Source organism: Paenibacillus sp. FSL H7-0735 (assembly GCF_038008505.1).
Classification (GTDB): Bacteria; Bacillota; Bacilli; order Paenibacillales; family Paenibacillaceae; genus Paenibacillus_AQ; species Paenibacillus_AQ odorifer.
Map to the genome: position 1 here is coordinate 2893069 of NZ_JBBOZH010000001.1, position 16911 is coordinate 2909979.

16 protein-coding genes and 1 pseudogene are annotated in these 16911 nt (G+C 42.7%); 12 read left to right on the forward strand and 5 right to left on the reverse strand.

Going from position 1 to position 16911, the window contains the following annotated elements; all coding sequences use genetic code 11:
* Window positions 1-22: 22 nt before the first annotated feature.
* Complete coding sequence (locus NSS82_RS12950; RefSeq protein WP_076273052.1) at window positions 23-1000, reverse strand: alpha/beta hydrolase; 978 nt, start codon at window positions 998-1000, stop codon at window positions 23-25.
* Window positions 1001-1167: 167 nt separating this feature from the next.
* On the opposite strand from NSS82_RS12950, the gene lepB reads away from it, so the two are divergent.
* From lepB to NSS82_RS12965, 3 genes are all read left to right on the forward strand, one after another.
* On the forward strand, window positions 1168-1653 hold the full coding sequence (gene lepB / locus NSS82_RS12955; protein ID WP_256718550.1) for a signal peptidase I: 486 nt from the start codon (window positions 1168-1170) through the stop codon (window positions 1651-1653).
* Window positions 1654-1837: 184 nt separating this feature from the next.
* Window positions 1838-2875 (forward strand): HD-GYP domain-containing protein, encoded by a 1038-nt coding sequence (locus NSS82_RS12960; protein WP_036689800.1) that lies wholly within the window; start codon window positions 1838-1840, stop codon window positions 2873-2875.
* A 264-nt stretch (window positions 2876-3139) separates the two neighbouring features.
* Complete coding sequence (locus NSS82_RS12965) at window positions 3140-4000, forward strand: alpha/beta fold hydrolase (RefSeq protein WP_076100749.1); 861 nt, start codon at window positions 3140-3142, stop codon at window positions 3998-4000.
* Between the two features lie 83 nt (window positions 4001-4083).
* Here the strand turns inward: NSS82_RS12965 and NSS82_RS12970 are convergent, their stop codons facing one another.
* Window positions 4084-4401 (reverse strand): MazG nucleotide pyrophosphohydrolase domain-containing protein, encoded by a 318-nt coding sequence (locus NSS82_RS12970; protein WP_036689803.1) that lies wholly within the window; start codon window positions 4399-4401, stop codon window positions 4084-4086.
* A gap of 97 nt (window positions 4402-4498) precedes the next feature.
* Here NSS82_RS12970 and NSS82_RS12975 point away from each other — a divergent pair, with 97 nt between their 5' ends.
* The 4 genes from NSS82_RS12975 (at window position 4499) to NSS82_RS12990 (ending at window position 8254) form a co-directional block, all read left to right on the forward strand.
* Complete coding sequence (locus NSS82_RS12975) at window positions 4499-5077, forward strand: LOG family protein (protein WP_036689805.1); 579 nt, start codon at window positions 4499-4501, stop codon at window positions 5075-5077.
* A 16-nt stretch (window positions 5078-5093) separates the two neighbouring features.
* Window positions 5094-5654, forward strand: coding sequence for a GNAT family N-acetyltransferase (locus tag NSS82_RS12980; RefSeq protein ID WP_076100748.1), 561 nt, complete (start codon window positions 5094-5096; stop codon window positions 5652-5654).
* 68 nt (window positions 5655-5722) lie between these two features.
* Complete coding sequence (locus NSS82_RS12985) at window positions 5723-6472, forward strand: GTP pyrophosphokinase (protein WP_036689808.1); 750 nt, start codon at window positions 5723-5725, stop codon at window positions 6470-6472.
* Window positions 6473-6628: 156 nt separating this feature from the next.
* Window positions 6629-8254, forward strand: a complete 1626-nt coding sequence (locus NSS82_RS12990) for a glycoside hydrolase family 9 protein (RefSeq protein ID WP_076105396.1) — start codon at window positions 6629-6631, stop codon at window positions 8252-8254.
* 121 nt (window positions 8255-8375) lie between these two features.
* Here NSS82_RS12990 and NSS82_RS12995 read toward each other — a convergent pair whose 3' ends face one another.
* Window positions 8376-8645 carry an excalibur calcium-binding domain-containing protein gene (locus tag NSS82_RS12995; RefSeq protein WP_038570042.1) on the reverse strand — a complete coding sequence of 90 codons (270 nt, stop codon included), beginning with the start codon at window positions 8643-8645 and terminating at the stop codon, window positions 8376-8378.
* Window positions 8646-8854: 209 nt separating this feature from the next.
* Between NSS82_RS12995 and NSS82_RS13000 the strand changes: the two genes are divergently transcribed.
* Window positions 8855-9355: a hypothetical protein gene (locus tag NSS82_RS13000; protein WP_076273051.1), complete on the forward strand. Its 501-nt coding sequence runs from the start codon at window positions 8855-8857 to the stop codon at window positions 9353-9355.
* 1344 nt (window positions 9356-10699) lie between these two features.
* On the opposite strand, the gene NSS82_RS13005 is transcribed toward NSS82_RS13000, so the two are convergent.
* The gene (locus NSS82_RS13005) at window positions 10700-11557 is read right to left on the reverse strand and encodes an alpha/beta hydrolase (RefSeq protein ID WP_081386639.1); all 858 of its coding nucleotides are present in this window, start codon (window positions 11555-11557) and stop codon (window positions 10700-10702) included.
* A 171-nt stretch (window positions 11558-11728) separates the two neighbouring features.
* Between NSS82_RS13005 and NSS82_RS13010 the strand changes: the two are divergent.
* Window positions 11729-12316 (forward strand): annotated as a pseudogene (locus NSS82_RS13010) (cupin domain-containing protein); the annotation flags it as partial.
* 312 nt (window positions 12317-12628) lie between these two features.
* Here the strand turns inward: NSS82_RS13010 and NSS82_RS13015 are convergent.
* The gene (locus tag NSS82_RS13015; protein WP_076272833.1) at window positions 12629-13624 is read right to left on the reverse strand and encodes an acrylyl-CoA reductase family protein; all 996 of its coding nucleotides are present in this window, start codon (window positions 13622-13624) and stop codon (window positions 12629-12631) included.
* A 139-nt stretch (window positions 13625-13763) separates the two neighbouring features.
* Between NSS82_RS13015 and NSS82_RS13020 the strand changes: the two genes are divergently transcribed.
* From NSS82_RS13020 to NSS82_RS13030, 3 genes are all read left to right on the forward strand, one after another.
* Entirely contained in the window at window positions 13764-14339 is a 576-nt protein-coding gene (locus NSS82_RS13020; protein ID WP_076272834.1) for a hypothetical protein, read from the forward strand.
* Window positions 14340-14659: 320 nt separating this feature from the next.
* Complete coding sequence (locus NSS82_RS13025; protein WP_076272835.1) at window positions 14660-16078, forward strand: NAD-dependent malic enzyme; 1419 nt, start codon at window positions 14660-14662, stop codon at window positions 16076-16078.
* Between the two features lie 116 nt (window positions 16079-16194).
* Window positions 16195-16728, forward strand: coding sequence for an AAA family ATPase (locus NSS82_RS13030; RefSeq protein WP_076100738.1), 534 nt, complete (start codon window positions 16195-16197; stop codon window positions 16726-16728).
* Window positions 16729-16911 lie beyond the last annotated feature (183 nt).

Below are 16911 nucleotides of genomic sequence, written 5' to 3' on the forward strand. Positions count from 1 at the left end.
TGGAGAATAGAAGAAACGCTTTTTATTTTATTTCTTCCATAAATGTCTTGAAATTTTCAGTGATTTCTTTTGATTTGGTATGGTGCAGATAATGTCCTGCATCAAGTTTTACCAATTTTCCTTGTTTAGAATTTTTGACTTGCTCTTCATGCAATGATATCCAATCTTTTAAGAGAGTATCATCCCCTTGTACAAAGAGCAAAAGGGGAAGATCCTTTGGAAAAGTTGAATTTAGAGCCCCTTTATAATTAGAAGACATATGTTCCACTTCATTTAAGTGAGTGTAATTATAAGTGTTTCTAAGTGTAAATAATCTCAATTGTTCTTTAGTTTCATCATCAAACGGCAATCCAACATAGGGGTTTCCACTTGTTTTAAATAACAATCTGCCCAAGCCTGATTTTCTAAGTAGTTTTAATTTTCCTGTTGGTATATTAACATTTGTTCTGTCTTCTGTTGCAATACTGTCATCAATCCCGACAAATGCACTCACTTCGTTTGGATATTTGTTCACATAATTCAAACTGTACATACCGGAAATAGAGTGTGCCATTAGAATATAACGGTCAATATTAAGCTGCTTTACAGCTTCATGAATTTCACTTACAATATTTTCCGTGGTTCGTTCTTTTTCAGTTCTATCACTTAATCCATAACCGAAAGGCTCAATCGCGACAACTTTGTAAAATGGAGATAGTTCATCTATCAGCAGTTTAAAATCAAGTCCCGGTGCCACCGTTCCATAACCAGGTAAGAGTACGACCGTCTCTTCGCCATTTCCTTGAATCAAAACATTCATATTTTTACCGTCGACGCTTACAGACTGACCATAGGGTTTTATTTTAGCTTGGTCCGATTTATTAAGGAAAATATTAGCGACAAAAACAGTCACTAGAAAAAGTACTATTGCAGTAGCTAAAGCCCCTAAGGAAATAAGTATAATTTTCAGCGGTTTATTCATCCTTTTTTTTATAACCTCTTCTTCTGGTTTCACTCGCATCTTCTCCTGTTCTAATCGCTTTATTCTAGCTACCTTAACGAGTCGCTAAAGGAAGCTTACCCGATGAAGATGAACTATACATGACGACAATATGAACTGAATATGAACCAGCTGAAAAAGTTTGACTCAATAAAATGAATGCGAGGTGAGCAATAATGTTGAAATTTATGAAGCAATGGTTGCCGAGTATTATGATCGCAGTGGTTATTTCTTTGTTTGTTAGAACCTATGTTGCTGAAGCCATGCGAGTTCCAACGGGCTCTATGATCCCAACGATTCAAATCAATGATCGCTTGATTGTTGAGAAAATGTTATGGATGACCACACTGGAGCATGGAGATATTGTTGTATTTACGCCACCTGTAGCTGGTGATGAGAATAAAAGATATGTAAAAAGGCTAATGGGGCTGCCTGGAGATACCTTGGAAATTAAAGATGGCGAACTTTACCGAAACGGAGCGAAGGTTAACGAACCTTACCTCAATGAACAGATGGATTACACTTTTGGACCGGTTACGGTACCCGCCGATCATTATTTTTTTCTTGGAGATAACCGGAATATAAGCTATGATGCTCATCTGTGGGATACTCCATTTGTGTCGAAGGATAAGCTGATTGGGAAAGTGATCGCTGAATTTAGCAATCCCTTTTAGGTAGTGTGTAAGACGGATAAATGTAAGGCTTAATCTCTAAAAATAGATTTAGGGGTGCTGAAGTCGCGGGGGTCTTTTGAACTAACCGAGTGGTTTAATGAGACTTTAACCATATTGTTACTTTGGAAGAATTTAGCTATCCTTAAGGTAAAATATACCTACATATAGTAAGGGGTGCTGAATTTTGAAAGCTCATGTCACAGATCTCAAACATGGCGATTGTCTAATAGCAGATACATTCAATAGTGTTGGCCTACACGTGCTTCCGAAGGGGACAGTGGTCTACGGAGAAGAAATCACCATCCTGATGAGGCATCAGATTGATTATGTCGATATTGAACCACGCATGATGGCGCTGGATAATGAAGAAATGAATGTGGCACAAGGGATAGATGGTAATTTCGATCAAGCCATCCAAAACTATGAATCTATATTTCTGGAAGCACTCAGCAAGGGTAGCTTTACGCAGTCGGATGTTGATAATACGCTGCAGCCATTGCTGGAGAAATTGGATGAACAAAAGGATGTCGTTTCTTTATTATTGCTGCTTGAACGTGATGATATCAGTACATACAATCATTCATTGCAGGTCGGACTGTTATCCTTTTACATAGCGACTTGGTTAGGTCATACAAAAGCCGAAAGATTTGAGATTAGTAGAGCCGGTTATTTGCACGATATCGGAAAAAGCCAGATTGCTCCACATATCTTAAATAAGACGGATAACTTAACTCCTGAAGAATCAGAAGAACTAAAACGTCATACTACGTATGGATACGACATTATCCTTAAATCGATGAATGACGAAAAGACCGCACTAGTGGCGCTTCAGCATCATGAATTCGAGGATGGTACAGGTTATCCTAACAATCTCCGTAAACAGGACTTGCACCCGTATACGCAGATTGTTGCTGTCGCAAATACTTATGTAGGCATGACCTTAGGAAGAGCGAATCAACCGAAACAAGGCCTGATTAACGTTCTTCGCAAGGTACATGAACTTGGATTTGGCAAGCTGAATGGAAATGCGGTACAAGCTCTGATCGGACATTTATTGCCGAATTTTGTGGGTAAGAGCGTTCAGCTTAGCAATGGTGAGCAAGGTACGATTATTATGAATAATCCGTTGGATATTTTCAAACCTCTGGTAAAAATAAATGAGACTACGTTCAGAGACTTATCTAAAGAGCGTAATTTGACTGTTGAAGAAGTATTTATTTAACGAATATTTTTGTGGCGAAAAATAGTAAGGCTATCTCCTTGATCCGTAAAATCAGGGGATAGCTTTTTTGTGTTATAATCGGAATTGGGTTAAAAACCCTTTAATATGGAATAGGAGAGTGCTTATCGTGATTATCAAATTCATTCGTTTACGTTAATTTGAGGTGCAATTCAATGATGACATCATCCATTTTTTTGAAAATGTATTGAGTCTTATTTAACTGTGCATTCATTGATAAAATTCGAATGAAATGAGGAATGAACAATGAGCGAAAAAATAGTAAAAGTAAACGGAATTGATATATGCTCGGAAAGTTTTGGAGATCCTAGCAATCCTGCGATATTGCTGATTATGGGTGCCACATGTTCTATGGTTTATTGGGATGAAGAGTTCTGTCAGCGATTAGCAGATACCGGACGTTACGTTATTCGTTATGATAACCGGGATGTCGGACGTTCCGTTGTTTATGAGTCTGGGAGTTCCAATTATACCGTGATAGATATGGCTAATGATGCCGCTGGGTTACTAGACGCCTATAATATTGAACAGGCAAATATCGTTGGGATGTCCTTAGGCGGAATGATTGCACAAGTCCTTGCTACACGTCATCCGCAAAAAGTTCTAACCTTAACCTTGATCGCATCAAGTTTTTTCGAATCTGATGATAATGATCGGAACTTGCCTCCTATGGATGAGCGGATCCTCGCATTCCATGCAGATGGAGCAACACTGGATTGGTCTAATGAGGAAGCGGTAGCCAATTATTTGGTTTCAGGTTCCGGCATACTCTGTGGTTCAAAACATAAATTCGATGAGAAAAGAGTGTATAAACAAGTAAGGATGGAAATAAAACGTGCCAACAACTTGCTTAGCATGTTTAATCATTCTCTCCTTACAGGGGATGACGACTACGAGGGCAAGGCAAAAAATATCATGGTTCCTACCTTGGTTATCCACGGCACAGAAGACACGGTGCTTCCTATAGAGCATGGCTTGGCACTTGCTGCGGAAATTCCTAATGCGTCGCTTCTAACCCTGGAAGGAACGGGCCACGAAGTCCACCCGGATGATTGGGAAACCATAATCAAAGCGATTTCGAATCATACATTAGGCGGTAAAGCTTAACAGGGCTTAAAGAGTAAATTAAAGAAGGGCTACAATTCGGTGTTGCCGATTGTAGTCCTATTTTTTTCAGGATTACTTTGTCCCTAGGAATTAAACCGCTTCACTAATTTGTCTTTATGTGCAGTAAAAGCCTCTTCTAAAGTGATGCCATATAAGTCGGCTAACAATGCGATATTTCCGAGAACATCCCCGATTTCCTCAATCAAGTCGTTTTTCAGTTGCTCTGGAGTGCGAGTCGATTCATCCGGTCGATCTCTGCCGATTTCATAGGAGCGTACAGCTCGTGCTACTTCACCTGTCTCTTCCATTAAGAATCCCACTCTTATAAAAGGACCATAAGTAGTCCAGCCTCGTTCTCCATAAAAATGATTAATCCATTTCTGCACATCATTAATTTCCATATTATGTAGCACTCCTTAATCTTTCACATGATTTATACTCCAACATATAGTATATTAGATAGCGGACATTATCAATATATAGTTTGGAGATGGGATTTTGAAATCAATATGTGTTTTCGCAGGATCGAATTTAGGGGGACATGAGGATTATAAAGCTAAAGCTGTTGAACTTGGTAACTACATGGCTATGAATAATTATCGTTTAATTTACGGTGGCTCAAAAATCGGATTAATGGGTGAAGTCGCTAATGCTGTTTTGAATGGTGGAGGCGAGGTAATCGGGGTAATGCCTAGAGGATTATTTAATGGGGAAATGGTACATAGAGAATTAACGGAGTTGATAGAAGTAGAAGATATGCATGGCCGTAAAGCAAAAATGGGAGAATTGGCAGATGGCTTCATTGCTTTACCTGGAGGGTTTGGAACGTATGAGGAGCTTTTTGAGGTTTTGTGCTGGTCACAAATTGGCATACACAAGAAGCCGGTAGGGGTTCTAAATATCAGGAATTATTTTGATCCTCTGCTGAATCTGATTCATAACAGTATCCAAGAAGGCTTCTCTAATTCTTCGCATCTCAGTCTGCTAAACGTATCCAACGAGCCGTTGGAACTCTTAACTCTATTGAAGGAGTATGTTCCGCAAACGCTAGAGCAAAAGTGGAAACAGCTCAACTAGAAAAAGGAGAACTTACATGAATTCAGAATTTGCATTTACTGATTTCCCTGTGTTACAAACTGAACGATGCACACTACGTAAAGCAACAGAAAATGATCGCTATGATATATTTGAACTTTATTCCCAAGAAGCCGTTGTGAAATATATGCCATTTACACCCTTCATTTCGGTCGAGGATGCGATAGATGAAATGAAATGGTATGACAAAATTTTTAAGGAACAATCCGGTTTACGGTGGATGATTGAAGATCGTGAGACTCAAAAAGTGATTGGAACCTGCGGATTTCTGAATTATGAGCAAGATCATCATCGTGTGGAAATTGGGTATGACTTAATGCCTGCTTTTTGGGGAAAGGGGATTATGACAGAGGTAGTGAACCGTGTTATGCAGTTTGGCTTTTTGAACATCAGACTAAATAAAATTGAAGCGAGAGTGGAACCGAAAAATGAGGCGTCACTTATATTGATGAATAAGCTCGGCTTCTACAAAGAAGGGGTCTTAAGGCAACATGAGTTCGAAAAAGGTCGGTATGTGGATCTTGCTGTCTTCTCTAAATTGAAAAGTGAATACCGCTGAATTTGAATTTCACTAGTGGATTGGCTATGATAAATATAGAGAAACGCTACAAGAGGAGAAATGAGATAATGACCCCCGAGAATCAAATTGAACAATTTAAGAAGCTTAAGCACGATATCACTCGTTTCATGTTGATTTATAAATTTGCATTGGATGAGATGGAAACAAAGATTGAGATCCTAAAACAGGAGTTTCAGTCTCTGCATGATTACAGCCCAATTGAACATACCAAATCGCGTATTAAGTCACCAGAGAGTATCATGAACAAAATGCTGCGCAAAAATGGTGAATTATCGCTGAATTCAGTGAAAAATTGTATTAAAGACATCGCTGGTCTGCGGATCACCTGTTCTTTTATCTCTGATATCTATCATGTTAGTGAGATGCTTCAGAAGCAGGATGATCTAACGGTTCTTGAGGTGAAGGATTATATTAAGAATCCTAAACCTAACGGATATCAGAGTCTTCATTTGCTGATTCAAGTCCCTGTTTTTATGTCCGATCGCCAGGAGCTTGTCTGTGTAGAAGTTCAAATTCGTACCATTGCTATGGATTTCTGGGCAAGCCTCGAACATAAAATCTTTTATAAATATAATAAATCAGTACCTGAGAGCATGACTCGTGAGCTGAAAAATGCGGCGGATGCCGCCCATGCTCTTGATCTGCAAATGGAGCGTCTGCACCGAGATATAAAAGAAATTAAAGACGATGATGAAGATGATCTTAGCTCTTTCGAGGAGGAGCTTCGCCGTATAGTGGTTCATAATAAGCAGTTCACACTTCCAGCTAACTTTATTAAACTGCTTGACGATAAATAAGCTGTTTTGTCCGCCTAGAGTTATCCGTTTCGTTTCGGGTGACTCTAGGTTTTTTCTTGTATACATCATTGCCATAGATAACTAGAATAGAGTATTCTCAACTAGAAGAGAAAGGTTACTTCAGCTTCATCATTTTTACATAAAAGGAGAATGAAGATGAGCGAGCGTACACTTCGCGCCATTACTGTGAATCAAATCGGATATCCGCTGGATGGAGAAAAAATCGCAGTATTTACAGGTGCTGAGCATGATTTTCAGGTAGTTGATGTTGATAGCGGGACTATTGTGTTCAAAGGTAGTTCAGATGCTGGAAGATTTGATAAAGCCAGTGGAGTAACTTTGCACACAGGTGATTTCTCGGAGGTCAAGGCTGAGGGAAGATATCGGATTGAGCAGGGCGAGGGTGTAGCTTCGGCATCCTTTACAATCTCAGATCAGCCTTATCATGAGCTTCAACAGGGCTTGCTGAAAGCTTTCTATTATTATCGCTGTGGCGTTGAATTGACTGAAGAATATGCTGAAGATTGGAAGCACAAGGCGTGTCATACCGCAAAAGGGATTGTATATGGGCAACCGGATCTTCAACTAGACTGTTCGGGTGGCTGGCATGATGCAGGTGATTATGGAAAATATAGCGGTCCCGGAGCGAAAGCTATCGCGGATATGCTGCTTGCATATGAATTATATCCCTCGGCTTTTGTAAGCGCTATCCCATTGCCTGAAAGTGATGGATCTACGCCAGATGTGCTGCTGGAATGCAAGGTGGAGCTCGATTGGTTGTTTAAAATGCAAGACTCCGCAACAGGTGGTGTATACCATAAACTGACTACGCTAAGCTTTCCTGGACTGGATGTTATGCCTGAGGACGATACAGCGGATCTGTACTTCTCACCAATATCTGCTACTGCTACTGGAGATTTTGCTGGGGTTATGGCTATGGCTGCAAGAGTGTACGAGTCTTTTGATGCTGCTTATGCGCGGAAATGTCTGGATGCTGCAGGGGCAGCATGGGAATGGCTTGTTCAGCATCCAGATGTACCCGGTTTTACGAATCCGCCTGAGATTAGCACTGGAGAATACGGGGATGGAGTCGATAAGGACGAGCGGTATTGGGCAGCGGCGGAGCTGTATCGTACGACAGGGAAAGAGGAGTATCATCAAGCTGTTCTCCAGCTAGTGCAGCTGGCTTTTCCAAAATACAGTTTAGGCTGGGGTGATATGGGGGGCTATGGCACTATTGCTTATCTGTTAAATGGTGAGGAGCAAGCAGAACGTGCTTTATATGTGTCGTTAAAAGAAGGGCTTGTTGCTGAGGCGCAACGATTAGTGGAACAGAGTCGTGAGGAGGGCTATAGGATCTCTTTAAAAGAGGAGGACTATATCTGGGGCAGCAATATGCTTGTAATGAACAATGCAATGCTGCTGCTGGCGGCTGAATATTTTAGTGGAGACTCCGGTTTTGCGGACTGTGCCTTAGATCATCTACATTATCTGATGGGGCGTAACGTATTGGATATCAGCTATGTTACCGGATTTGGGGATCATGCCGTGATGAATCCGCATCATCGCCCTTCTGTAGGTGACCAAGTGGCTGATCCGGTGCCAGGATTGGTGTCAGGGGGGCCAGATCGTGGGCTGCATGATGAATATGTAGTTGAGCATTTACAGGGAAAACCAGCTGCGCAGTGCTTTGTCGATCATGAGCTTAGCTATTCTACGAATGAAGTGACGATCTATTGGAATTCACCTGCGGTGTTTGTTGTGGCCCGGTTTAATCAATAAAAAGCAATAGTTCGAATAGGGAAAGGCGTCCTGGATCTGGATGTCTTTCTCTTTTTTATAGTTGAAATGCGATATTCACGCGGGATCTAAGGCTCAAGCAAATGGTTGAGCAAGGTTAAGCCTATTTCTCACAAGCGATTCCGTCTTTGTCACGGTCGCTTTTTTTATTGGCATTATAGAGTTCTTTCGATACATAGGGTTTATTTTTCGTTTTGCCGCCTTTGTTCTTGGTTGAGCTGGAAATAGCAACTCCACCTTTGTAATCTTTGTTTAGCTCCGAGCAGTTTTTGTAGGTTTTGACCTTGGATTCTGCGCTTGCTGTATTTAAGGTACCGACGGATAGAGTGAGTAGCAGGCCTGATGCTAGACAAATGTTTAAGATTTTTTTCATGAGAACATCTCCTATAAAAATCTAATGGAATTGATGATTGCGTAGTATCGTATGTATTTTATATTACCAGTTTAATTCATTGAGGTATACATTATTGGTGGATTTGGAAACAGTGTACATATTTATGAGTGAAGTGGGGGAATAATTAGATTCAATTCACATGTAGTGAACAGGCTACGAATGAGGTGATTCTAATTAGCAAAAAGAAAATGGCGACTGCTCTAATTGCAGGGTTGTTGCTTCTGCCGGGAATGGCCTTGTGTGCATCAGCCCCCGTTACTATGACTCGCGTTAATGGAGAACTGCTATCGGCTATGCCCAAGCCAGCTCCGGAGTCCAAGCGCATTATATTACCTTCTGCAATTCAAGCATCAGAGCTATACGGGTTCGGATTACAGCATCGGAATGCCTCGATTCAATATTCGATCTTCTCTAAAGAATTCAAAAAGATTATGTATCCGCGGTTTGTTGAACTAAACTGGGTAACGGGTGTCTCCAGCCCCTGGATCACGAACTACGAGGTCACTAAAGAAACGATAATTAACAAGAACTCAGAGGTCATAGAAATGCGTTTGGATACTGCGACTTCAAGTGGACCAGCACCTTCTATATTTTTGACAATCTCACTTGTGCAAGAGAAGAATAGCTGGGTGATTACCGGAGTGACATCGGACCCCGAGCTGCCGCGTGGCGGATTGCCTAGGAATTAGGTTGGTTATGGATAGGAAAAAGAGCAAGCGTAGTAGGGGGTTCCCATACGCTTGCTCTTTTTTTTGATTCGAAAGCACAATCGTTCAGTCCACGCGGTCTGTTTCTCCACAAATCATCAGTGACAATGTTCAGCCCAGAGTGGCAATGCCAGCTCGAGTCACAAATCATCAGCCTACGTTGGTGATTAATTAAGAGACCTCGCGTCAGACATCGTTACGGACCGTATTGCAGCTATTTTGGCATTATGATCGTTCTGGCGAGAGTTTCGGACTGTATGGCTCTTATTCCCCTGAAATCACGCATTATAGGAGTACTTTTGGGTGAATAGCTGCATCTGAGTCCGATAGCATGGCTAATTCGCCGAAATTATGAAAATAAGAGCTTCTCGGTCCGATCACCACCAAGCTCCAGTGGATTTGGAGTCGCAATGTTCAGCCCAGAGTGACAATACCTGCTCAGCGTCACAAATCATCAGCCTACGTTGGTGATTAATTAAGAAACCTCGCTTCACACATCGATACGGACCGTATTGCAGCTATTTTGGCATTATGATCGTTCTGGCGAGAGTTTCGGACTGTATGGCTCTTATTCCCCTGAAATCACGCATTATAGGAGTACTTTTGGGTGAATAGCTGCATCTGAGTCCGATAGCATGGCTAAATCGCCGAAATTGTGAAAATAAGAGCTCCTCGGTCCGATCCCCGCCAAGCTCTAGTGGATTTGGAGTCGCAATGTTCAGCCCAGAGTGACAATACCTGCTCAGCGTCACAAATCATCAGCCTACGTTGGTGATTAATTAAGAAACCTCGCGTCAGACATCGTTACGGACCGTATTGCAGCTATTTTGGCATTATGATCGTTCTGGCGAGAGTTTCGGACTGTATGGCTCTTATTCCCCTGAAATCACGCATTATAGGAGTACTTTTGGATGAATAGCTGCATCTGAGTCCGATAGCATGGCTAAATCGCCGAAATTATGAAAATAAGGGCTCCCCGGTCCGATCCCCGCCAAGCTCTAGTGGATTTGGAGTCGCAATGTTCAGCTCAGAGTGGAAGGCCAACTCAGCATCACAAAGCCCAGCTTGCATTATAGAGTATAGCATACGTCACCAGCCCAGCTCATATCATACAGCGCAACTGACGTCACATAGCCCAGCTCGCATTACAAAGCGCAACTCACATCGCATAGCTCAGCTCACATCACAAAGCGCAGCTCGAGCCACCAGCGCAACTCACATCGCATAGCTCAGCTCATACCAAACAGCCCAGCTCACGTCACCAGCCCAGCTCGCGAACCCCAGCTCAAGCCACAACAGCTACCTAGACTATCCAGCTGTTAGCGACTAATCTCTTCCCGCCTTCACCATCAATTCCGCCAGCATTTTGGGCTCGGTTCGAACGGTGGTCATATGATCCCCTTTGCCTTCGATGAAGCGGAAGACGCCTAAATGACTGGATTGTGTAGGATGGAATCCGTATGGACCTTGCGGTATCGCGGTGTCCTCCGTTAGATAAAGATAACTTTTGGGAATCTGGAGACTGTAGAATTTCTTGAGATCAAGCTTTTCGAAAAGTGGACTTGCTGGCTCAGGAGGAGCTTGTTTATAAAAAGCTTGCGCTTCCGCAAGACTGGCGGTGTTGACGAATGTATCCCGGAAGAGAGGAAAGGGGAGCGTTATGGTGTTATTGCCGGAAGTATCTCTTAGCTGTTCAAAGTACTTAAGCGAATCAGCTGGAAATTGGTCCGCCAGACTTTGCCCATCCAGCGGTACGAAGGCATCGAAGAATACCAGACGTTTGGTCCGATCCGGTACTTGCTGAGAGACGGTTTGGATCACCGATCCACCAAAGCTATGTCCGAGCAGAATGATATCCTTTAAGTCTTTTTGCTTGATAAAGTCGACAACAGACTGTGTAATTTGCGCATGCGTTACATTATTGTTTTTGTCCCCGCCATGACCGGCATATTCCGGAGTATAGACGGTGTGTCCTAAGCTGCGAAGTGCGGCGGCCGTTTGATCCCAAAAACCAGCAGTAGCCCAAGACCCATGAACTAGAACAAATGTAAGAGGCGCCTGTTTCGATGATGTTTTGTTATTGGCGGCCTCAACCGTGGAGCTGAGATTCATAGGCTGGAAACCCATAATTGTAAAGAGAGTGATACATAACGCTAACACTATTTTTGTGTGAATGGATTTCATACTATGCCTCCTATGTGGGGTGAGAGTGTAATACTTAGAGGATGCCCCGTTTAGAAAAGAAAGATGAATTTTTATCAGGAGTAGTGAATCTCCGCACCTAGGCATAGGCAAACGCATATCTTGTGTTTAGGGAAAGCAAAAATTTATAGCAACAGAAAGGCAGGAAAAAAAGTGACTTCATACATGGACTATACGTCCCCCAATACAGAGTTTACTTTTGATGTGAACACCAATACACTTTTTAAAAAAGATGCCAACAACTTCATTAACTTGCTGTCGATTAAACAATTGAACACGCTTGAGAACATATCGCTGCTGGATATTTTTCTTAGCAAATCAAATGTTGTGGAACCTCATTATCATCAAAATGCTGCAGAGCTTGTATATTGTATCTGCGGTTCAGCGGTAGTGTCTTTAATCAATCCGTTCACAAATGAACTTCTGCATTTTCCGATTTGTCCGGGTCAAGTGGCAAACGTGCCGCAAGGCTGGTGGCATTATGAGGTAGCTACTGTGGATAATACACATCTGCTCGCGATTTTTGACGCACCTATTCCTGAGGTCATTTTAGGTTCGGATATTCTTAGCAAAACCCCGGCTAATGTATTAGCCCATACTTACTGCTTAAATGAAGCTAAGGTAAAAGAAGCTCTTGCTCCAATCAAGCCGGGAACCTTCATCGGCCCTCCTGCTGACTGCTGCGAAGAAGATAAAGTAATGGGCAGCAGCAATATGGCTCCTAATATGGCCCCTAACATGGCCCCTAACATGGTCCCAAATATGCAAGCCAATGTTAAACCAAATATGCATCCTAATATGCAGCCAAATATGAATCCATACGCTCATATGCAGGCACAACCCATCCCGATATCTTCACAAATGCCTCCAGCTACACAAGCCTTTAATTATCAGCCATACCCGATGCAAGGGTACTATACGCAGGGTTATGATCAGCATTATCGCCAACAACCCTATGTACAGCAGCAGCCGCATTACCAGTATCCAAATAACCAAGAGTAAACTAAAAAAACCTCCCGGAACTCTAGATTCCGGGAGGTTTCGTTGTTAAACCTAGGATAAACGGACAAGTACTCTTCCTCTAAGGTTTCCTTGTAGAATATCTTCCAATGCTTGCGGTAGCTCGTTTAACGTGACTTCACGATCCACGAGGTTCTCCAGTTGACTTGGCTTCAGATCGCTCGCCATCCGTTTCCAAGCCTTCTGGCGAAGGTCTGCAGGACATTCAACGGAATCTATGCCGAGAAGGTTAACACCCCGAAGAATAAACGGAAGTACTGTAGTTGGAACTGAAGTGCCTCCGGTTAAGCCACTTGCAGCTACAGAACCTCTGTAGGTGATTTTACTCAAAACTGCGGCAAGGGTGTCACCACCCACCGAATCTACTGCGCCTGGCCATAATTGTTTGTCCAAGGGTTTGCTGGCGCCGCCAATGACCTCTTCACGTGAGATCACGTCTTCGGCTCCTATACCTCTAAGGTAATCGGTAGCTTTGGCGTTACCTGTGCTTGCCACTACGCTATACCCTTTTGCGCCAAGCATGGCAATAGCAGATCCACCTACACCGCCGGTAGCGCCTGTTACAAGTACTTTGCCTTTGTCCGGGGAAACGTCATGATCTTCCAGGGCTAGTATGGACAAGGCGGCTGTCAGTCCTGCAGTACCGTAGATCATAGCTTCTTTAAGCGTCAGGCCTTCGGGAAGGGGAGTGATCCAACCTGCGGGAATCCGAGCGTATTCGCTAAAGCCGCCAAAGTGTGATACGCCAACACCATATCCTGTCGCAATGACTTGCTGCCCTTTATGAAACCGCTCATCTGTGGAAGATACCACAACACCGGATAAATCTATCCCTGGAATAAAGGGATATGTTCTTAGAATTTTACCGTTTGGAATACTGGCTAAACCGTCTTTATAGTTTACACTGGAGTAAGCAACCTTAATTACAACCTCTCCAGCTGGCAGATCCTCTAGGGTAACCGGCTTAACAGCTACGGAGAAGGATGATTCTGTTTTGTCGACAACTAACGCCTGAAATGATTCTGTCATAAGTGTGAGCTCCTTCAACTACGTTATAGGTAAGACATGTATATAATATTTATTCTGCCCGGTCAATTTGTGATTGTCTATGATATAGCGCAATTGTTTATTAAGGTTCCGTTAAATCTTGTGATAGAGGGTGAAGCTTATGAAATGGAAAAATTTAATGGGTACAGTCTTAGCGGGTATCACATTAGTCTCACTTGGCTTTAATGGATATTCTTTTTATAACAAGCCACCAAAAGAGACTAACCAAACTACCAAGGAGCTTGTTCAAACTATAGGCGAGATTTCAATCCAATCTAATTCTGAGAGTGGAGTGCAGGGTGAAAGCGTGGAGGAACTGAAAAAAATTATTTATAACTTACCTCAAGTGGAGAAAAAATCAGCTTTTATAAAGGGAGTAATCACAGAAGGGAATACGGTTTATCTGGATCTGGATGAGGTGGAATGGTTCGGTGGAGAGGCGGCAGAAATTGCGGCTAAAGAAGATGGTATACAAGAACCCGAATCATTGCCTAATGGATTCTATATCCGAAATGCAAGCGATGAAATCGAACGACTTAAGCTTGAGACTGATGTAACTATAGCTGAACTAAATGGGGCGAGACCTCAGCAAGTTGACTATACGAATTTTATTAGCGAAGAGCTTGTGGATAGATTATTCCATCTGACATTTGTAGAAGGTAAGGCTGTTTTGCTAGAAGAGCAGTACAGACCTTAGTGAGGAGAGCAACTGAAAGTGCCAGCGGAGAAAAGAATCGGCGGGATGCTCTACAGCATGCAGAGAAGGTAATGAAGAGTAGAAGAGCTTACTGTTTGTTTATGCTTACATACACTTAAGATTATGATGAAATTTATTTTCACGGGAAAAATGGCTCTGTGTCCGTAGCTGCCATACCTGATGTATTTGGACCGGGTGCGGATGGGAATACTGTATGAAGAAAAATTTTTCGTTGATCTAGTTAATAGGCGGAAGATATGTTTAAATGGGAAAGTATAGTATTTTTTAAATAATAGGATTGAAGAAAGAGAGGCTAATTCATGTCGATTGCGACTACAATGATTATCAGGCTCGAAATTCGGAAATCGGTTGCATCTTTTGGCGATGTTGCTTCAGGAATTGCCGCAGCTGGCGGAGATATTGTTGCTATTGACGTGATACGTGCAGGGAAGGATGTCACTACCCGAGATATAACAGTGAATGTGCAAGACGCAGCTAATGGAGAAATTATCTCAATATTATCGAAGATGCCGGGAATTAAAATAATCAACGTGTCGGATCGGACGTTTCTGGCTCATCTTGGCGGAAAAATCGAAATCACACCTAAAATGCCGATTAAAAATCGGGAGGATTTATCCTTAGTGTATACGCCGGGGGTAGCCCGAGTGTGTACGGCGATTGCCGAAGATCCCAGAAAAGCTTATTCTCTGACGATGAAAAGAAATACAGTTGCAGTCGTTTCGGACGGCACTGCTGTGCTTGGACTAGGGGATATCGGCCCGGAAGCAGCTATGCCTGTCATGGAAGGTAAGGCGATGCTGTTTAAGCAATTGGCGAACATTGATGCTTTTCCGCTATGCTTAAATACCAAAGATCCGGAAGAAATTATCAATATCGTAAAAGCAGTTTCTCCTGGCTTTGGAGGGATAAACTTAGAGGATATAAGTTCACCACGCTGCTTTGAAATCGAACGCCGGCTTGCGGAAGAGCTGGACATTCCGGTATTCCATGATGATCAGCACGGAACTTCCGTGGTGGCTTTTGCAGGACTTTTGAATGCGCTTAAAGTTGTTAATAAATCTATTGAAAATGCGCGGATTGTTGTTGTGGGTATAGGGGCGGCTGGGGTGTCCATATGTAATCTGCTGCTGGCAGCGGGCGCGCGTTATATTTATGCGGTTGATCGTGAAGGCGTTCTCAGAAAAGATCTCCAGTATGATAATCCGGAATGGCAGAAGCTTGCTGCCGCAACCAATCCTGAGGGAATTGAGGGTGGAATAACGGAGGTTATACGAGGGGCAGATGTCTTTATTGGGGTGTCCCGTGGGGGGATTCTGACCGTGGAGCATCTTAAAAGCATGGCCAGTGATAACATCGTTTTTGCGATGGCTAATCCTACACCGGAGATTGAACCGGATTTTGCAGAACCTTTTGTTCGCGTTCTAGCGACAGGCAGAAGTGATTATCCGAACCAGATCAACAATGTGTTATGTTTTCCGGGTATTTTCCGTGGCGCACTTGATTGCCGGGCTAGAACTGTGAATCTGGAAATGAAGCTGGCTGCGGCAAAAGCCATTGCATCGGTCGTTCATCCCGATGAACTCAATGAGCAATATATCATCCCAAGTATTTTTAACGAAAAAGTAGTTGAACAGGTCCGCCTGGCAGTAATCCAAGCGGCTATATCCACGGATGCAGCACGCCGGATTCCTAAAGACGTAGCAGCTATAACGGAATAAGAGCTATACGATAAATGGACTGCTTTGCTTACTTAGAGAGCAGTCTATTTGTTTTTATATTTGGAGGGAAATTGCCCGAATTGCAACTTTAAATCCACTTAAAGGTGAGGGAATGTATGAGAAAAATTCATATTATGGGAGCCTCAGGCGTAGGAACGAGTACTTTAGGTTACGAATTAGCTAAAGTGTTGCCACATGTCCAGTTAGACAGCGACGACTATTTTTGGGAGCATAAATTCACTAAGCAGCGTGAGGTCAATGAGCGATTAGCAAGAATTACAAGGGATTTGACCCATAAGGAGCCTTGGATTCTAAGCGGTGCGGTATGTGGCTGGGGAGATGGCCTTCGACCATTATTCGATTTGGTTATTTTTCTAGGACTTCCACCGGAAATTCGTTTAGATAGATTAAGAGCCAGAGAGTACGAGAGATATGGTGATCATATTTTGCCTGGAGGAAGTAAATACGAAGCATATCAGACCTTTATGGAGTGGGCGGCATTATATGATGTTGCTGGAGTTGAAGTCAGGAGCAAAGTGCTGCATGAGGAATGGATGTCCGCACTGGAATGTCCTATTTTACGAATAGAGGAAGATTTATCGGTTGGAGAGCGCGTTGAGATCGTGCTGAGATATTTACAAATGGCATAGGAGGAACTTTTGGTCGGCGGAATATATTCAACAGGCTACTGAAGAATTCAGCAATAATGTTGAGGGAGTCAAAGGTGAGTTAAAGTCCGTACATTCTGGGATTGGTGCGTAGAGTGGGATGGACAGAAGGATGAATTCGAGTTGATAGTTCGTAAATAATGGGGCTATGAAGAAGATTAAGCT